Genomic DNA, 15,357 nt, shown 5'->3' on the forward strand with positions numbered 1-15,357 from the left:
CGGACGGTCTGCGAACGTCAGACCTGCTGGTCGCCGGAGGGCTGCCACTTCTGCATCCAGGGCGAGTCCGGCCAGTCCTCGGCGGCGGCCATGATCGGGTACGCCGTACCGCCGTCGATCCCTTCGCGGATGATGTCGGCGTGTCCGGTGTGCCGGGCGGTTTCCTGGATCAGGTGCAGGAGGACCCAGCGGACCGACCAGTTGTCGATGTCCTTGGGATTCCACGGGACCGAGTGGTCGATGGGGACGTCCTGGCCCAGGTCGGCGATGTCCGCGATCGTCTTCTCGGTCCGCGCGGCGACCCGCTCGTAGTACGCGAGCACGTCCTCGATCGTCTCGCCGTCCGCCAGCCGGAAGTTGTTCTCGTACGCCTCGTAGTCGACCGGCTGCTGTTCCCGGAGCACGGTCGTGATCCAGCCCTCTTCGACGGATGCGCAGTGCTTGATGAGGCCGCCGACGGACAGGGTGCTGGCGGAGGGAGTGGCGCGGAGCTGGTCGGGGGTGAGTCCGTGGGCGGTGAGGCGCAGGACGTACCGCATCTGGGCGAGGTAGGCGAGCAGACCTTCACGCTCGTTGCTGATGGCGCCGACCTGACCGGGCATGACCTTCTCCTGTCGTTGTTCCTCGCTGACAGGACCAAGCCTAGAAACTATTGCGGTCAGTTCCTGGCCGCATTGCGACGAGTTTCGTGCCCGAGTCGGCAGGTCCGCTGACACCAACCCGGGACACCCAACCTCCCGCGCGCCCGAGGCTCCACAACGCCTCGCGCTCCGGCTCGACCTCCACCGGCTCGGCGGCCGGTGCGGGCCAGCCTCGACGCAGCTCCACGGGTCGGCGCAGCAGCGCAGTCAGGGGATCCGGTGTGGACAGGGCGTTTGCGTAAGAGTCCAGGTCCTCGACCACGCCGGGTAGCACGCGCCGGACGGCTGCCGCGTTGCCGCCGCACATGGCTGCGATGAGTTCGGCGCGGGTGGCGGCTACCCGCGTACCGTCGCGAAATGATCCGGCCGCGAGGGCGGCAGCTAGCGGATGACCGTCGATCAGGTTGGCGAGGGCGGCCGCGAGCAGGTGTGGGACGTGGCTGATGCGGGCCACTGCCTCGTCGTGCTCGTCGGCGGTGGCCGGAACGACCCGGGCGCCAAGAGCTGTGAACAGCGCGCACAGGCGCAGCCAGTCGGCCAGGTCGGTCTCCGGTTCGAGGCACAACACCCAGGCACAGCCGGCGAACAGGTGCGGATCGGCGGCGGCGAAGCCGGACTCGGCGGTGCCCGCCATCGGGTGCCCGCCGACGAAACGTTGGCCGGCGATGAGGTCGCGGACCGGGCCCTTCACCGAGGTGACGTCCGTGATCAGGCCGGGAAAGTCAGTGAGCTCGGCGAGTACGCCCGGCAGCGCCGGCAACGGGACGGCGAGCACCACGACGTCAGCACCGGCGACGGCTGCGGGAATGCTGTCGGCGATGTCTGCAAAACTGCGCGCGGCCGTCCGGGTCTCCGCACTCAGGTCGAACCCGGTTACTGCATGGCCGTGGGCGGTCAGGGCGTGCAGCAGGGAGCCGCCGATGAGGCCGAGGCCGAGGATCGTGACGTTCACGCTGGTGACTTTCGCACAGGGTGGCATCAGCCGTACGGACGTGTCGGTTTTAGTCCGTTTCGTCACTAGCTAACCGAGATCAATACGGTTACGTTCGAGAAGTGACGTATAGGGGCAAACTGCGCAAAAGGTTCATGGTGCTCGCGGGGGCGGTCGGCACGGTCGCGGCCCTGTCCACGCCCGCACAGGCGGCGCCGGCGGAGTCGTCGGACAGCGTGCCGGGCTTCAACGGGACAGTGCTCGCCGTGGCGTACTCGGGCAACACCGTGTACATCGGCGGCACCTTCACGCAAGCCATCGTCAAAGGCAAACCCGTCACGCGGAACCGGCTCGCCGCGGTCAATGCGGCCACCGGCGAACTCCTGCCCTGGGCGCCCAGCGCCGACAACCGGGTGAAGGCGCTCGCGGTCAGCGGCTCGTCCGTCTACATCGGTGGCGACTTCGGCTACGTCAGCGGGCAGAAGCGGGACAGCCTCGCCCGGCTCGACGCCACCAGCGGCGCGGTCCACAGCACCTTCAAACACGCCATCGACGGCAAACCGTACGCCCTGGCCGCCGCCAACGGCCGCCTCTACGTCGGTGGCACGCTGACCAAGGTCAACGGGCAGGCTCGCACCAAGCTGGCCGCCTTCAACCTCACCACCGGCGTCCTCGACACCGCCTGGAAGCCCGTCGTCGACGACCAGGTCGAGGCGCTGGCAACCGCGAGCGGCCGCATCTACGTCGGCGGGAAATTCCACAAAGTCAACAGCACCAAGGGGTACGACCGGCTGGTCGCCCTGAACCCCACCTCGGGCGCGATCGTCACCGCGTTCAAGCCCAAACCCGCCGTCATCGTGTTCGCCATCGCCGTCACCTCCGACAGCGTCTACACGGCACACGGCGGCCAGGGCGGCCAGGGCAGCGCCTACACGCTGACCGGAAGCAAGCGCTGGACCATGGCCTTCGACGGCGACGCACAAGCCGTCACCACCCTCGGCGACACCGTGTATGTCGGAGGCCACTTCGACCACGCCTGCCGTACCACCCGCACCGGCGCCCAGGGCGTCTGCCTCGACGGCGCCGACGACCGGGTGAAGATCGCGGCGCTGGCGATGGACGACGGCCACCTGCGCGACTGGACCGCCAACATGAACGGCATCGAAGGCGTCCTGACCCTGGCGACGAACACCAGCCTCGGCGCAGTGGCGGCCGGCGGCGCCTTCACCACGATCGAAGGGGCATCACAGAAACGCTTCGCGCAGTTCAGCTAGGCGAGCACGCAAAGGGCCGCATCCCGGGCGAGGGTGCGGCCCTTTTGCGTACGGTCAACCTTTGCAGTCTTCGGCCTTCCGCCACTGCTCGACCTCGGCCACCGGGCTTTTGCCGCCGCCCTTACGCCACGAATTGAGGAACGGCGCCGGCCACACCACGCCGCGCCGCACATCCCAGTCGCCGACCTTCTCGCACGGCGGCGAAATGCCATAGTGCAGGTGGCAGACATTGTTCGCATTCCCGGTGTGGCCCACCGCACCGAGTAGCTGACCGCTGCTCACCCGCACGCCAGGCTTGATCCCGCCCTGCACCTTGCTCAAGTGCGAGCCGTAATAGCGCACCCCGTCGTCGCCCAGAATCGACACGAACAATCCACCGTTCAGCGGTCCATCCGGCCGACCCTTCACGAACGTGTCCGTCAGGCTGATCTCCAACACCACGCCACTCGTCGTGGCGACAACAGGCTCACCGCAGTCGGCAAAAATGTCGGTTGCCGGGTACGCCGAGTGGGTCGGGTGATAGTCGACGTTCGACGCGCGTACCGGGAAGGTGTATTTGACGCTCGCGGGCTTCTTGTTTGCCGTTACCGTGGGCTTCGCGCTGGCCGGCCCGGTAACCGTGGGCGCCGCTGAGGGCGCGAGGGGCGGCGTGACCGAGGCGGGCGGAATCGAAGCGGGTGCCGATGCCACCGACGGCTCCACGAACTGCGGCGTCGCGGTCGCCGTCGGCTCGTCCGCAGACCCGCCACAGGCGGCGAGCGAGAACGCAGCAACGGTCAGCACCGAGAAAGTACGCAGGGAGACCACGGCGCCATCCTGGCAGAAAGCGTCTCCGCCCGCTGCCGACCGCCGATGGATAGGGTTGACGAGGAACCGTCGACGCCCGGGAGGATCGCATGGCCGAGCAGCGCGGAGGGTGGGCCGACACGACCCCGCCCCCCGGATGGTTGCCGCCATCCGCCCGACCGACCCCGCCCGGCACGCCACCGGTCCCGGACGAGCCACCCATCGACTCCGACCTTCTCAGCCATTCCGCGAACGCCAACTCCGCTCCACCGCCGGCCACCCCGACATCGCCCGGCGCTGTTGTGAGCGCCCCGGCGCCGGGGGGCCCACGCTCCCAGATGCCGAGGGATCCATCGGAGGCGCTGCCCGAACCGCTTGCCGGACCGCCCACGCCGCCCGGGCTCTTTCCTTGGCCTTTTCCCGGGCAGCAGATCCCGCATTCAGGCCACCCCGCGCATTACCCCGGCCAGCAGGCGCCATCGCCTTCCGCCAGCAGTTGGCCCGCAGCGGAAACGCAGCCCTTCACCGGCGCGTGGTCTGCGGCAGGGACACAGCAAGGCGCAGGCGCCTGGCCTGCGGCAGGGACACAGCAAGGCGCAGGCGCCTGGCCTGCGGCAGGGACACAGCAAGGCGCAGGCGCCTGGCCTGCGGCAGGAACTCAGCGAGGCGCAGGCGGACAAATGTCGCCGTGGGGAGCGCCGCCGGCCGGCTTCGTGCATGCACCCCAGGGTGGCCCCGCATTAATGCCGATACCGACGCGGCCGGTCTATCGGGAGCCGCATCCGGTCCGGACGGTGCCGCTGTTGGCTGGCCTCGGTGCCGGGTCGGTGTGGTTTGCCCTGTTCGGCAGCATCGGGCGCGATTTGCTGAGCTACGCCTGGTGGACGATCGCCGCGGCCATCTCCGCGTGGGTAGTGGCGCTCGTCCTGGGCTTCATCGGCGACCGCGGAGTGGCGGTAGGCGCAGCGCTGGCGAGCGGACTCGGTCTATCGATAGCTGCCGGTTTCGTCGGTGCGAGGTGGATCACCACTGCAGACTGGCCGCTGTGGTGAATGTCCAGCTCTGCGGGGAAGTGTCATCGACGATCAGTACACCTCTGGTGGCGCAGAGCACTCGACCTTGACGAACGGCGGAAGGCTCGGCAGGCTCGGGCACATGGCCCACGTACCGCAGCGACTCGACCCTGATCGTCGCCGTCGCAGGCTCGAGCTCCTCGCCGCTCTTGCCAACGCGAAGTCGGCCCGCGAGCACACCCAACCCCAGCGCCTCCGCGGCGCCCGCATCCGCGAACTGATCGCCAGCCGGCGCCGTCTAGCCAACTGATCCGCCCCGCCGAGCAACCCGCCTCAGCGCAGCCGCCTAGCTCAGCGCAGCCCACTAGCTCAGCGCAGCCGCCCAGCTCAGCGCAGCCGCCCAGCTCAGCGCAGCCGCCCAGCTCAGCGCAGCCGCCAAGCTCAGCGCAGCCGCCCAGCGCAACCGCCCAGCCTGGCAACTCTCACCCCAGCGCAGCCGTTAGAGCTTCTCGCCGCGGTCGAGGCGCACGATGCGACGATCGGTGATGATGGCCGTGACGAGGTCGTGGGGTGTGATGTCAAAGGCGGGGTTGACCGCCGCCGAGTAGGGCGTCACTTCCGCTGCGCCCCGGTCCTCGATCTCCACCGCCGCGCCGTCCGGAGTGTCCGGGTCCACCGTAGATTCCGGAGCGACCACGAGGAACGGTACGCCCGCTCGCTGTGCGCCGAGGGCGTGTGAGTAGCTGCCGACCTTGTTCACCACGTCGCCGTTGGCGCAGATCCGGTCGGCGCCGAGAATGACCGCGTCAGCCTCGCCTCGGGCCAGCAAGAAGGGGCCGGCGGAGTCGACCGCGACGCGGAAGTCGATGCCGGCCCGCGCCAGCTCCCAGCCGGTCAGCCGGGCCCCCTGTAAGAGCGGCCGGGTCTCGCTAGCGATCACCCCGGCCAGCGCCCCGCGGCGGTGCAGCTCGAACACCACGGCCAGCGCGGTGCCACCCACGACCGTGGCCAGGCCTCCGGTGTTGCAGTGGGTCAGCACCCGCGGCCGTTCCCCACACAACTCGGTCAGCAGGTCCGCTCCGCGCATTGCCATCGCTTCGGACGCCGCAATCTCCTCGTCCCGCACCGCGCAGGCCTCGGCGAGCACCGCTTCGAATCCATCGTCCAAGCGCGCCGCGGCTCGCCGCACGCCCCGGGCGAGATTCACCGCGGTGGGCCGGGCAACTTCCACCGCTCGCACGGCCCGCGCCAACCCGTCCGGATCCCCAGCGAACTCCCGCGCGGCTACCGCGACTCCGAACGCGCCTGCCACCCCCAGCGCCGGGGCGCCACGCACGGCAAGCGACTGGATTGCCGCGATCAGGTCGGCGACGGTGGTAATTCGCAGCACGGTGAGCTGGTCGGGCAGCACGGTCTGGTCGATGAGCTCAACGGCCCCGTCGACCCAGTCAATGGTCCGCATGCGCGGCAGCCTAACCGTCCGCCCGTGCCCGCACTCGCTGAGCAAGAACCCGTGCCCGCACTCGCTGAGCAAGAGCCCGAGCCCGCACTCGCTGAGCAAGAGCCCGTACCCGCACTCGCTGAGCAAGAGCCCGTACCCGCACTCGCTGAGCAAGAACCCGTACCCGCACTCGCTGAGCAAGAGCCAAACTCCGCACCCGCGAGCCAACGCCGGGACGCACAGCGCCTGCCCATGCTTCCGGCCAAGGCGCGAACAGGCCGAGCTCCAGGCGACTGCACAACCGAACGCCGCCGAGCGAACCCCACAGCACAAGCGGAGCTAGCCACGCCCGCCCAAGCCTCCCCGGTTGCGCACGAAGAGGACCTGGGCGGGAGCAGCGTTTGGGGTTAAAGGCGGGCGAGGGCTTTGCGGAGCGGGTCGAGGCCGAGGGCGCCGAGGTTGAGGGCGTCACGGTGGAACTTTTTGAGGTCGAAATCGGCGCCCTGGCGTGCTTTGGCGTCGTCGCGGGCCTGGAGCCAGATGCGTTCGCCGACCTTGTAGGAGGGGGCTTGGCCGGGCCAGCCGAGGTAGCGCTTCCATTCGAAGCGGAGTACGTCCTCGTGCATGCGGGTGTGCTGGCTCAGGAACTGCAGGCCGAGTTCGGGCGTCCAACGGGCGCCGGGCTCGAAGCCGAACGGGTTGTCGCGCGGGATTTCGAGCTCGAGGTGCATGCCGATGTCGACGATGACTCGGGTGGCGCGGAGCGCCTGGGCGTCGAGCATGCCGAGGCGGTCGCCCGGGTCGGCGAGGTAGCCGAGGTCCTGCATGAGGCGCTCAGCGTAGAGGGCCCAGCCTTCACCGTGGCCGGAGCACCAGCAGAGCAGGCGCTGCCAGCGGTTGAGCAGGTCGGCGCGGTAGATCGTCTGGCCGATCTGGAGGTGATGGCCGGGCACGCCCTCGTGGTAGACCGTGGACGTTTCGCGCCAGGTGGAGAACTCGGTCTGGTTTTCGGGAACGGCCCACCACATGCGTCCGGGACGGGTGAAGTCCTCGCTGGGCGCGGTGTAGTAGATGCCGCCATCGCTGGTGGGGGCGAGGCAGGCCTGCACCGACAGGACCTCGGCGGGAATGTCGAAGTGGGTGCCGTTCAGGTCGGCGACGGCCTTGTCCGCGGTGGCCTGCATCCAGTCGCGGAAGGCTTCCTTGCTGCCGATCATGCGGGCCGGGTCGGCGTCGAGCACCGCGACGGCCTCGTCGATCGTGGCGCCGGAGCCCGCGATCTCGGCGGCGACCGCGCGCATCTCGCGCTCCAGCCGGTCGAGTTCTTCGAAGCCCCACGCGTACGTTTCTTCGAGGTCGACTTTGGCGCCGAGGAAGTACTGGGAGGCGCGGGCGTACCGGTCGGGGCCGGCTGCTTCTTTGTCGCGGCCGTGCGGTGCCAGCTCCGTACGCAAGAAGTGTCCGAAGTCGGCGGTGGCGGCCGTGGCCGCGGCAGCGTTGCGTTGCAATTCCGTGGCGAGGGCGCCCTGCGCGTCCAGGCCGGCGGCGAGGGTGTGGAAGAAGTTGTCGCGGGTCGGGTCGGTCCAGGCGACGCACTGGTCGGCGACCTCGACGAGCTGGTTGCGGGCGCTGACGTTGCCCTTGGCGGCCTGTTCGAGCAGGCTGCGCTGGTATTGCTGGAGGGCGCGGGGGAAGGCGCCGAGTCGGGCCGAGATGTTGGCGACGGCTTCCTCGCCCTGCACCGGCATCAAGTCGAAAGCCATCCGCAAGCCGTGCACCGCGCTGCTGATGACGCTGATCTCGCTGGCGGTGTCGCCGGAGTCGAGGCGGGCCAGGTCGAGGCCGAGCCGCTCCTGCATGGCGTCCTTGGCGACGTGCTCGGCCTCGTGCTCGGGCTCGAGCGGGTCGAGCTCGGCGAGGGTGCGCCGGATCAGCTCGGCCTGCGCCACGTATCCGTCGGGCGACAGGTCGTCGAGTTTGTCGTCGTGGCCGGCAACGCCGACGTAGGTGGCGCCGGTCGGGTTGAGCGGAGCCCACTCGTCGACGAAGCGGTTGGCGAGGTCATCAATCTGTCCCACGGGGCGACCCTACGGGAGACCACCGACACTTCGCTGGACCTATTCCCCGCTGTGACCCGCCGTCCAGGTGAGCAAGCGCTCGGCGGACCACGTGTTGACGACTCGATCGACCGGTACGCCGCAGAGCGCGGCCCGTTCGCAGCCGAAGTGCTGCCAGTCGAGCTGGCCGGGAGCGTGCGCGTCAGTGTCGATGCTGAACAGACAACCGGCCTCGACGGCGACGGTAAGCATGCGTTTGGGCGGGTCGAGCCGGTCCGGCCGCGAGTTGATCTCGATGGCCTTGTCGTGGTCGAGGCAGGCGGCGAGCACCTTTTCCAGGTCGAAGTCGCTGGGTGGCCGGGTGCGGCCGCCGCGGTGGGCTTTGTCCCCTTCGCCCTTGGTGGCGACCTTGCGGCCGGTCAGGTGGCCGAGGATGTCGAGGTGCGGGTTGGCGATCGCGGCCAGCATGCGGCGGGTCATCTTCGCCGAGTCGTCGCGCAGACCACTGTGCACGGAGCCGACCACGACATCGAGCCGTTCGAGCAGCTCGTCCTCCTGGTCGAGCGAGCCGTCGGCGAGGATGTCGACCTCGATGCCGGTGAGGATGCGGAAGCCGTCCGGCAACGCGGCGTTGAGCGCGGCCACGTGGTCGAGCTGTTTGCGCAGCCGGGCGGCGCTGAGGCCGTGCGCGACGGTCAGCCGGGGTGAGTGGTCGGTGAGGACGAGGTATTCGTGGCCGAGCTCGACCGCGGCGAGCGCCATTTCTTCGATCGGCGAGCCGCCGTCCGACCAGTCCGAGTGTGAGTGGCAGTCGCCCCGGAGCGCTTCGCGCAGGGTGGCGGCGGCCTCGCTGAGGTCGGTGCCCGCGGTGGCGGAGATTCGCCGCAGATAGACGGGCTCTTCGCCCGCGAGCGATTCGGTGATGCAGCGGGCGGTCACGTCACCCACGCCGGAGAGTTTCGCGAGGGTGCCTTCTTCCGTACGGGTGGCAAGCTCCGCCGGGGGCAGCGCGGCGATCGTGGCGGCTGCCGAACGGAAGGCTTTCACCCGGTATGTCGCCTCGTTGGCGCGCTCGAGGAGGAACGCGATGCGTCGCAGGTCGGCGACCGGGTCACGGGATGCCATAGGTCCAGCCTAGGGCCACCAGCCCGGCGGCACATGCGGACGATCCGGGCGAACCGGATGCCGAAATGCAAGGGCTGAACGCCCGCCACCGCGCTCCCCCGGCCGGGCTTTCTCATTTCCTCGTCCACATCGCGGGAAATGAACCGTGTTCGAATAACTACTTTTAGTTACTACTTACCGTGGCGTGATGGTTTCGTTATCGATCTTTAATCGAAGCGGGGCGGAGCATCTTACTCCATTGTGGAAGCCTCGAACGAGTCGGCAGAGCCGTTCCGTAGCGCTCCCCGCACGGAGTGCTGAACATCGCTGACCTGCGCCGGCATTGCCGTAGCTGCGTGTGCAACCGACGTGTACGACCAGGTCACCGCAAGGGTCCATCCCCCGATCAGACGACCCAACTCTGACCCTAAGAAAGGGGTCGCTTGCTGGTTTCCCGGATAGATTGACCCGGATCGGTGCGCCCAAAAGGCTACGGAGAGTAGCCGCCAAATCGGTTCATCCCGGGTGCATGGCGGAGGAAGTGGGCAATGACAGTCTCGGTGGATAGTCGGCGCAGCCGGACCCGGTCCGCGCTCGCGGCTGTTCTGACGGTTTTGATCCTCGTACCGACCGGAGTTCTGTTCACCCGGGTCTGGAACGACGTCTCGGACTCCGTCGAGAGCAGCGAGCTCGAGCAGAAGGGCATCGAATACATCACCGCCCTCAGCCCGCTGATCAGCGCGCTCGCCGAGAATCAGTCCTCGGCACTGGCCGGCGTGAACACGACCCCCGGTTCGCTCGCCGCGGCGATCACGGCCGTCAACTCCGTCGACCAACGCCTCGGTGCCGAGCTGGGCACCCGCGACCGGTGGACCGGCCTGAAGCAGAAGATCGACCTGCTGCCGAAGGAGACCGGCGCCCCGGCCACCCTGCTCGAGGCACACGTCGAGGTCGCCGAGCTGGCCCTCGCCCTGTACGAAACGGTGCGCGACAACTCGGACCTGCTGCACGACCCGGACAACGACATCGCCCACCTGGCCGAGGCGGTCGCCGTCGACCTGCCCACCACGGTGATCCAGGTGAGCCGGATGGGTGACCTCAGCCAGCTGGTCGCCAAGGCGAAAGGCCAGCAGCAGGATGCCCTCGCCGCCCAGTTCGCCGCCGCGCTCCTCGAGGTCAACACCTCCGTCGGCAGCCTGACGGACAACCTGCAGGAAGCCGTCGACGACACCAACAGCCCGACGCTGAGCGGCAACCTGGTCACCGGCCTCGACACGTTCCGCCGTGGCGTCGAGTCCCTGACCCGGGGCGCCAACCCGGGCGGCGCGCCGAACCCGGCCACCATGGTCACCGCGCAGAGCCAGCTCCAGCTGTCACTCGCCAACCTGACCGGCATCACCAACCGGGAGATGGCCCGCCTCCTCGAGGCCCGGCTCGACGACCTGGACTACCGCGAGATCGAGGCGTTGGTGGTCGCCGGCGCCGCGGTGCTGCTGGCGCTCGCCGCGATCGTGATCCCGCTGACCGGCCGCAGCCGCCCCGCACCGGCACGCCGTTCGAAGCGCAACTCCGGCTCTGGCGAGGCTCCGCGGGACCTGACCGTGGGCGCCGGCGGCGAACCCGACCCCTACGCGATGTACGGCGAAGCCGCCACCAACCAGAGGGAGCGGTCCGGTGCTCTTCGGTAAGCTCCGCATCCTCGGAAAACTGACCCTCCTCGTCCTGGTGCCGCTGCTCGGCGTCGTCGCGCTCGCCGTGCCGATCGTCGTCAACCGGGTCGACGTCGCCCAGGATGCGCAACACACGTCGGACAAGGTGCGCCTCGCCACCCAGATCGGCTCGGCCCTCCAGGAGCTCCAAGAAGAGCGTCTGCTGTCCGTCAGCTACCTCTTCGGCCTGGTCCGGGAGTCCGAGCTGAGCGTGCAGAGCGCCAAGGCGACCGACCGCATCCGGGCACTCAAGTCGCTCGACCAGCCGCTGTCCGCCGGTCTGAGCAAGGCCGTCGACGACGTGTCGAAACTGGCCAGCACCCGGGCCAACGTGCTCAACCGCAGCATCCGGCCGGACGAGATCGTCACCCAGTTCACCGCGGTGGTCACGCCGATCATCGACCAGCTCGCGCTGGCCCGGGAGGCGGACCTGTCCACCTCCGCCGGCCGCCAGGTGTTCGCGCTCGAGCAGGCGCTGCGCTCCGACGACATGATCGGCCAGGCCGCCGGATACCTCAGCGGCGCCGTGGTGACCAAGAACATCGCGCTGGTCGGCCTGTTCAACCAGACGCTGGTGCAGCTGCAGCTGCTCATCCAGAACTCGCAGCCGTACTTCACCGACGCGCAGTACAAGCTCTATCTCGGCGCGCAGGAGGCGTTCGCGTCCCGGGTGGGTCAGCGCTTCCTCGCGGAGGTGGGCCTCGACCCGGTGGGGGCCATCAAACTGCTGGACATCCAGTCGCTGCTGCCGTCGCTGCGGTCCGTCCTCGTCCTCGGTGGCTTCGTGGAGAAGCGCGTGGCCGCCGACGTGGACGTGGCGGTGACCGAGGATCGTGACAACGCCCTGCGGACCGCCGCCCTGGTCGGTGGCGTGTCGACCGTCCTGCTGCTGCTGGTGGTGGCGCTGTCGCTGTTCATGGCGCGGGCGGTCGCCCGGCCGCTGCGCCGCCTCACCAAGTCGGCGGACCGGATCGCCCGCGAAGCCGAGTCCGAGCTGCTGCGGGTCGCCGACGACGAGGCCGAGGCCTCCCGGCCGATCCGCCTCGACCCGGTCGACGTGGAAGGCCGCGACGAGATCGGCGACCTGGCCCGCGCGTTCGACCGCGTGCAGACCACCGCTGCTCAGCTCGTGGAACGCCAGGTGCTCAGCCGCCGCAACGTTGCCCAGATGTTCGGGCACGTCGGCCGGCGTACGCAGAACCTGGTCGGTCGGCAGCTCTCGCTGATCGACAAGCTGGAGCGCCGCGAGACCGACAGCGAACGCCTCCGCGACCTCTACCGCCTCGACCACCTGTCGAGCCGCCTCGGCCGGAACGCCGGTTCGCTGGTCGTGCTCTCCGGTGCAGCTGGCACCAACGACCACATGGCGCCGCTGGGCCTGTCCGACGTCGTCCGCCTCGCCCTCGGTGAGATCGAGGACTACACCCGCGTCGACGTCGACGTGCCCGAGGATCTCGTCGTCGTGCCCGCCGTCGTGGCGGACCTGACGCTGCTGCTCGCCGAGCTGATGGAGAACGCGACGACGTTCTCACCGCCGCACACCCGGGTCACCGTGACCGCGGCCGACCTGCACGGCGGCGCCCGCCTCGCGATCATGGACAACGGCCTCGGGCTGTCGCCGGAGCGGCTGGCCGAGGAGAACGCCCGACTGACCCGTCGCGAGCGGCTCGACCTGGCCCCGACCGAGGTGCTCGGCCTCTTCGTGGTCGGCCGGCTGGCCCGCCGGCACGGCGTCGAGGTCACCCTGACCGAATCGCACGACGGCGGAGTCACGGCGTGGGTCGACCTCCAGCCGGGACACCTGGTGGCCCGTCCGGAGCCGGTGCCCGCGTCACTCGCGCCGCTCCAGGCCACCGCATCGGTGCCGAGCAACCACACCGAGTTCGCGCCGCTGGTCGCCGGCGGGGCAGCCCGGTCCGCGCCGGGCAGCGCCCAGCCGTTCGACGCGGGCAAGCTGACCCGGGCCACGAAGACCCTCGAGGTCGCACAGACCTGGAATGCCTTCACGGTGCGCGAGTCCGCCCCGCAGCTCGAGACGCCGATCGAGGCTGAGGTGGACGTTGCGGCGCAGCCGACGGCGTACACCACGCCGGTTGCTGGCCGCTTCCCTGCGCTGCCAGCCCTGCCGGAGCTGCCCGCCGCCGGCCGGCCCGCCCCGACCGACGCCATGTATCAACGGCCTGCCCTCGAGTCGGCCGCCGCCCCGCAGGCCGCGGTGGCCCGGGCGACCGTGGCCCCACCGCCGGTCACTCCGCGAGTCGCCCCGCCGCATCCGGCACCGGTTTCGCCGGTCCACCCGGTTGTGCCGCAGGCAGCGGCACCCGCACCCGCAGCCCCGTCGGTGCCTCAGCAACGAACGAGCCCCGAGGGGGGCCCGCCCGGCCTGCGCCGTCGGGTGCCCGGTAACCAGCTGCCGGTGGAGACCGGGCCGCGGGCGAACGCCGCGCTGCCCACCCCGGACGACGCCCTCGCCGCCCGGGACGCGTTCAACGACTTCGAGGCCGGCGTGTCCCGCGCACAGTGGGGCGGGGTGGAGCACGACAACACCGCCGCACCGCAGGCAACGAGCCCCGCACCGCAGGCCATGGGCGCACCGCAGGCCACGGGCAGCCCCGCGCCACAGGCCAGGAGTGGACCGCAGCCCATCGGCGGCCACGCGCCGCAGGCAGCGGGCCATTCGGCGCTGACCCGGCGGGTGCCCGGGGCGACGCTGCCGCTCAGCACACCCGCGACCCCGGCCCCGCCGGCCAGCCCGACCCAACCGCTCGACCCGGAGGCCGCCCGTGCCCTGATGGACCAGTTCGAGTACGGCGTAGCCCGAGCACTGCACGAAACCCAGCCACAACACGAGGGACAACCGCGATGACCTACCCCGCAGACACCTCGCAGCTCAGCGCGGAGGCGAAGACCTTCAACTGGCTGCTCGACTCGTTCACGTCGAGCACGGCCGGTGTCGTCGAAGCCATCGCCGTCTCCTCGGACGGCCTGCTCATGGCGATGTCCGCGATCCAGGACCGGCCCAACGCCGAACGCCTGGCCGCGGTGGTTTCCGGGCTCACCAGCCTCGCCGGGGGCGCCGCCAGCTGGTACCAGCTGGGCAGCCTCAATCGGGTCATCATCGACATGAACGACGGTTACCTGCTCGTGACGGCGATCAGCGCCGGCTCGGTGCTCGGGGTGATCGCGGACCGGACGGCCAATCTCGGCACCCTGGCGTACGAGATGACGCTGTTCGCGACGCGCGCCGGCGGTGCCCTGAGCCCGCGTCTCATCGCTGAATTGAAGAACGCCGTCCAGCAGTGAGGCACACGGCCGGCCCCGACGACGACCACCCGGACTTCCCGGCGGCGCCCGGAGTTCGGCCGTTCCTGCGCAACATGGGAGCCGCCCGGCACGATCCGCCGGTCTCTGCTTCCGCGCCCGCCCCGGCCCCGGCCGACGAGCACGCGACCGCGTTGCGGCCGTTCGTCATCACCTCGGGCCGGGTCAGCGGTCAAGACGCCGACATCGGGCTCGAGACGCAGGTCAGCGCGCTACCCGGCGCGCTGGCGGCGCGGCTTTCGCCCGAACGGCGGGCCATCGTCCAGCTCTGCGGCCAGCCCTTGTCGGTGGCCGAGATCTCGGCCCGGCTCCAGATGCACCTCGGTGTCATCCGGATCCTGGTCGACGACTTGCGCGCTACCGGGCACCTGGACGTGCAGCTGACGCAGAGCGACTTCCCCGACCCCGACACCATCCTGCGAGTGATCCGTGGCCTTCGATCAATATCCTGACAACCGCGTTGTCGGCACCGCGCGCGTGCAAGGCGCGCCGCCCAAGGCCGCACCGCCGGTGCCGGTCAAGATCATCGTGGCGGGCGGCTTCGGGGTGGGCAAGACCACGACCGTCGGCGCCATCTCGGAGATCTCGCCGCTGACCACCGAGGCCGAGATGACCTCGGAGTCGGTCGGGGTCGACAACCCCAACGAGTCGACCGTCAAGGCCACGACCACCGTGGCGATGGACTTCGGCTGCGTCACCATCGACCACACCCTCAAGCTCTACCTCTTCGGTACGCCCGGCCAGACCCGTTTCGCCTTCATGTGGGACGACCTGGTCCGCGGGGCCCTCGGCGCGCTGGTCGTGGTGGACACTTCCCGGATCGACGACTGCTACCCGGCGATCGACTACTTCGAGCGGGCCGGCCTGCCGTTCGTCGTCGGCGTCAACACCTTCAACGGTGAGCTCGGGTATACGCTCGATGAGGTGCGCTGGGCCCTGGCGATTCCCGACGAGGTGCCCCTTCTGCAGTTTGATGCCCGATTCCGCGGCTCCGTCCGGGACGCTTTGCTCGTGGTGCTCGATCGAGCCCTCGACAAGGCGATGCGCATGCGATCGTCGTAAGGTGTGCGCCGAGTCGCC

14 protein-coding genes are annotated in these 15,357 nt (G+C 69.8%); 8 read left to right on the forward strand and 6 right to left on the reverse strand.

What is annotated here, in order from left to right:
• Positions 1–17: 17 nt before the first annotated feature.
• Entirely contained in the window at positions 18–602 is a 585-nt protein-coding gene (locus ACIA1L_RS12895; RefSeq protein WP_396072827.1) for a DinB family protein, read from the reverse strand.
• Between the two features lie 40 nt (positions 603–642).
• Positions 643–1,593, reverse strand: coding sequence for a prephenate dehydrogenase/arogenate dehydrogenase family protein (locus tag ACIA1L_RS12900; RefSeq protein WP_396072828.1), 951 nt, complete (start codon positions 1,591–1,593; stop codon positions 643–645).
• Between the two features lie 101 nt (positions 1,594–1,694).
• Between ACIA1L_RS12900 and ACIA1L_RS12905 the strand changes: the two genes are divergently transcribed.
• The gene (locus ACIA1L_RS12905) at positions 1,695–2,846 is read left to right on the forward strand and encodes a hypothetical protein (protein WP_396072829.1); all 1,152 of its coding nucleotides are present in this window, start codon (positions 1,695–1,697) and stop codon (positions 2,844–2,846) included.
• A gap of 54 nt (positions 2,847–2,900) precedes the next feature.
• On the opposite strand, the gene ACIA1L_RS12910 is transcribed toward ACIA1L_RS12905, so the two are convergent.
• Positions 2,901–3,653 (reverse strand): M23 family metallopeptidase, encoded by a 753-nt coding sequence (locus tag ACIA1L_RS12910; protein ID WP_396072830.1) that lies wholly within the window; start codon positions 3,651–3,653, stop codon positions 2,901–2,903.
• Between the two features lie 722 nt (positions 3,654–4,375).
• Here ACIA1L_RS12910 and ACIA1L_RS12915 point away from each other — a divergent pair.
• Positions 4,376–4,684: a hypothetical protein gene (locus ACIA1L_RS12915; RefSeq protein ID WP_396072831.1), complete on the forward strand. Its 309-nt coding sequence runs from the start codon at positions 4,376–4,378 to the stop codon at positions 4,682–4,684.
• 103 nt (positions 4,685–4,787) lie between these two features.
• Positions 4,788–4,955: a hypothetical protein gene (locus ACIA1L_RS12920; protein ID WP_396072832.1), complete on the forward strand. Its 168-nt coding sequence runs from the start codon at positions 4,788–4,790 to the stop codon at positions 4,953–4,955.
• A 189-nt stretch (positions 4,956–5,144) separates the two neighbouring features.
• On the opposite strand, the gene mtnA is transcribed toward ACIA1L_RS12920, so the two are convergent.
• From mtnA to ACIA1L_RS12935, 3 genes are all read right to left on the reverse strand, one after another.
• Positions 5,145–6,107: an S-methyl-5-thioribose-1-phosphate isomerase gene (gene mtnA / locus ACIA1L_RS12925; RefSeq protein WP_396072833.1), complete on the reverse strand. Its 963-nt coding sequence runs from the start codon at positions 6,105–6,107 to the stop codon at positions 5,145–5,147.
• Between the two features lie 386 nt (positions 6,108–6,493).
• Positions 6,494–8,164, reverse strand: a complete 1,671-nt coding sequence (locus tag ACIA1L_RS12930; protein ID WP_396072834.1) for a DUF885 domain-containing protein — start codon at positions 8,162–8,164, stop codon at positions 6,494–6,496.
• 39 nt (positions 8,165–8,203) lie between these two features.
• On the reverse strand, positions 8,204–9,268 hold the full coding sequence (locus ACIA1L_RS12935; protein ID WP_396072835.1) for a PHP domain-containing protein: 1,065 nt from the start codon (positions 9,266–9,268) through the stop codon (positions 8,204–8,206).
• A 527-nt stretch (positions 9,269–9,795) separates the two neighbouring features.
• Here ACIA1L_RS12935 and ACIA1L_RS12940 point away from each other — a divergent pair.
• From ACIA1L_RS12940 to ACIA1L_RS12960, 5 genes are read left to right on the forward strand one after another with little or no spacing between them, the layout of a single operon-like run.
• Positions 9,796–10,935 carry a hypothetical protein gene (locus ACIA1L_RS12940; protein ID WP_396072836.1) on the forward strand — a complete coding sequence of 380 codons (1,140 nt, stop codon included), beginning with the start codon at positions 9,796–9,798 and terminating at the stop codon, positions 10,933–10,935.
• Positions 10,922–13,822: an ATP-binding protein gene (locus ACIA1L_RS12945; protein ID WP_396072837.1), complete on the forward strand. Its 2,901-nt coding sequence runs from the start codon at positions 10,922–10,924 to the stop codon at positions 13,820–13,822. The genes ACIA1L_RS12940 and ACIA1L_RS12945 overlap by 14 nt, the downstream gene beginning before the upstream one ends.
• On the forward strand, positions 13,819–14,259 hold the full coding sequence (locus tag ACIA1L_RS12950; RefSeq protein WP_396072838.1) for a roadblock/LC7 domain-containing protein: 441 nt from the start codon (positions 13,819–13,821) through the stop codon (positions 14,257–14,259). The genes ACIA1L_RS12945 and ACIA1L_RS12950 overlap by 4 nt, the downstream gene beginning before the upstream one ends.
• Positions 14,256–14,729: a DUF742 domain-containing protein gene (locus ACIA1L_RS12955; RefSeq protein ID WP_396072839.1), complete on the forward strand. Its 474-nt coding sequence runs from the start codon at positions 14,256–14,258 to the stop codon at positions 14,727–14,729. The genes ACIA1L_RS12950 and ACIA1L_RS12955 overlap by 4 nt, the downstream gene beginning before the upstream one ends.
• Complete coding sequence (locus ACIA1L_RS12960) at positions 14,707–15,339, forward strand: GTP-binding protein (protein WP_396072840.1); 633 nt, start codon at positions 14,707–14,709, stop codon at positions 15,337–15,339. The genes ACIA1L_RS12955 and ACIA1L_RS12960 overlap by 23 nt, the downstream gene beginning before the upstream one ends.
• Positions 15,340–15,357 lie beyond the last annotated feature (18 nt).

The organism is Actinoplanes sp. NPDC051859 (genome assembly GCF_044452725.1).
Taxonomy (GTDB): domain Bacteria; phylum Actinomycetota; class Actinomycetes; order Mycobacteriales; family Micromonosporaceae; genus Actinoplanes.

Excerpts from the sequence above, each read along its gene's own strand:
- ACIA1L_RS12895 (WP_396072827.1), bottom strand. The coding sequence starts at position 602 with ATGCCCGGTCAGGTCGGCGCCATCAGCAACGAGCGTGAAGGTCTGCTC.
- ACIA1L_RS12915 (WP_396072831.1), top strand. The coding sequence starts at position 4,376 with ATGCCGATACCGACGCGGCCGGTCTATCGGGAGCCGCATCCGGTCCGG.
- ACIA1L_RS12920 (WP_396072832.1), top strand. The coding sequence starts at position 4,788 with ATGGCCCACGTACCGCAGCGACTCGACCCTGATCGTCGCCGTCGCAGG.
- mtnA (WP_396072833.1), bottom strand. The coding sequence starts at position 6,107 with ATGCGGACCATTGACTGGGTCGACGGGGCCGTTGAGCTCATCGACCAG.
- ACIA1L_RS12935 (WP_396072835.1), bottom strand. The coding sequence starts at position 9,268 with ATGGCATCCCGTGACCCGGTCGCCGACCTGCGACGCATCGCGTTCCTC.
- ACIA1L_RS12940 (WP_396072836.1), top strand. The coding sequence starts at position 9,796 with ATGACAGTCTCGGTGGATAGTCGGCGCAGCCGGACCCGGTCCGCGCTC.
- ACIA1L_RS12950 (WP_396072838.1), top strand. The coding sequence starts at position 13,819 with ATGACCTACCCCGCAGACACCTCGCAGCTCAGCGCGGAGGCGAAGACC.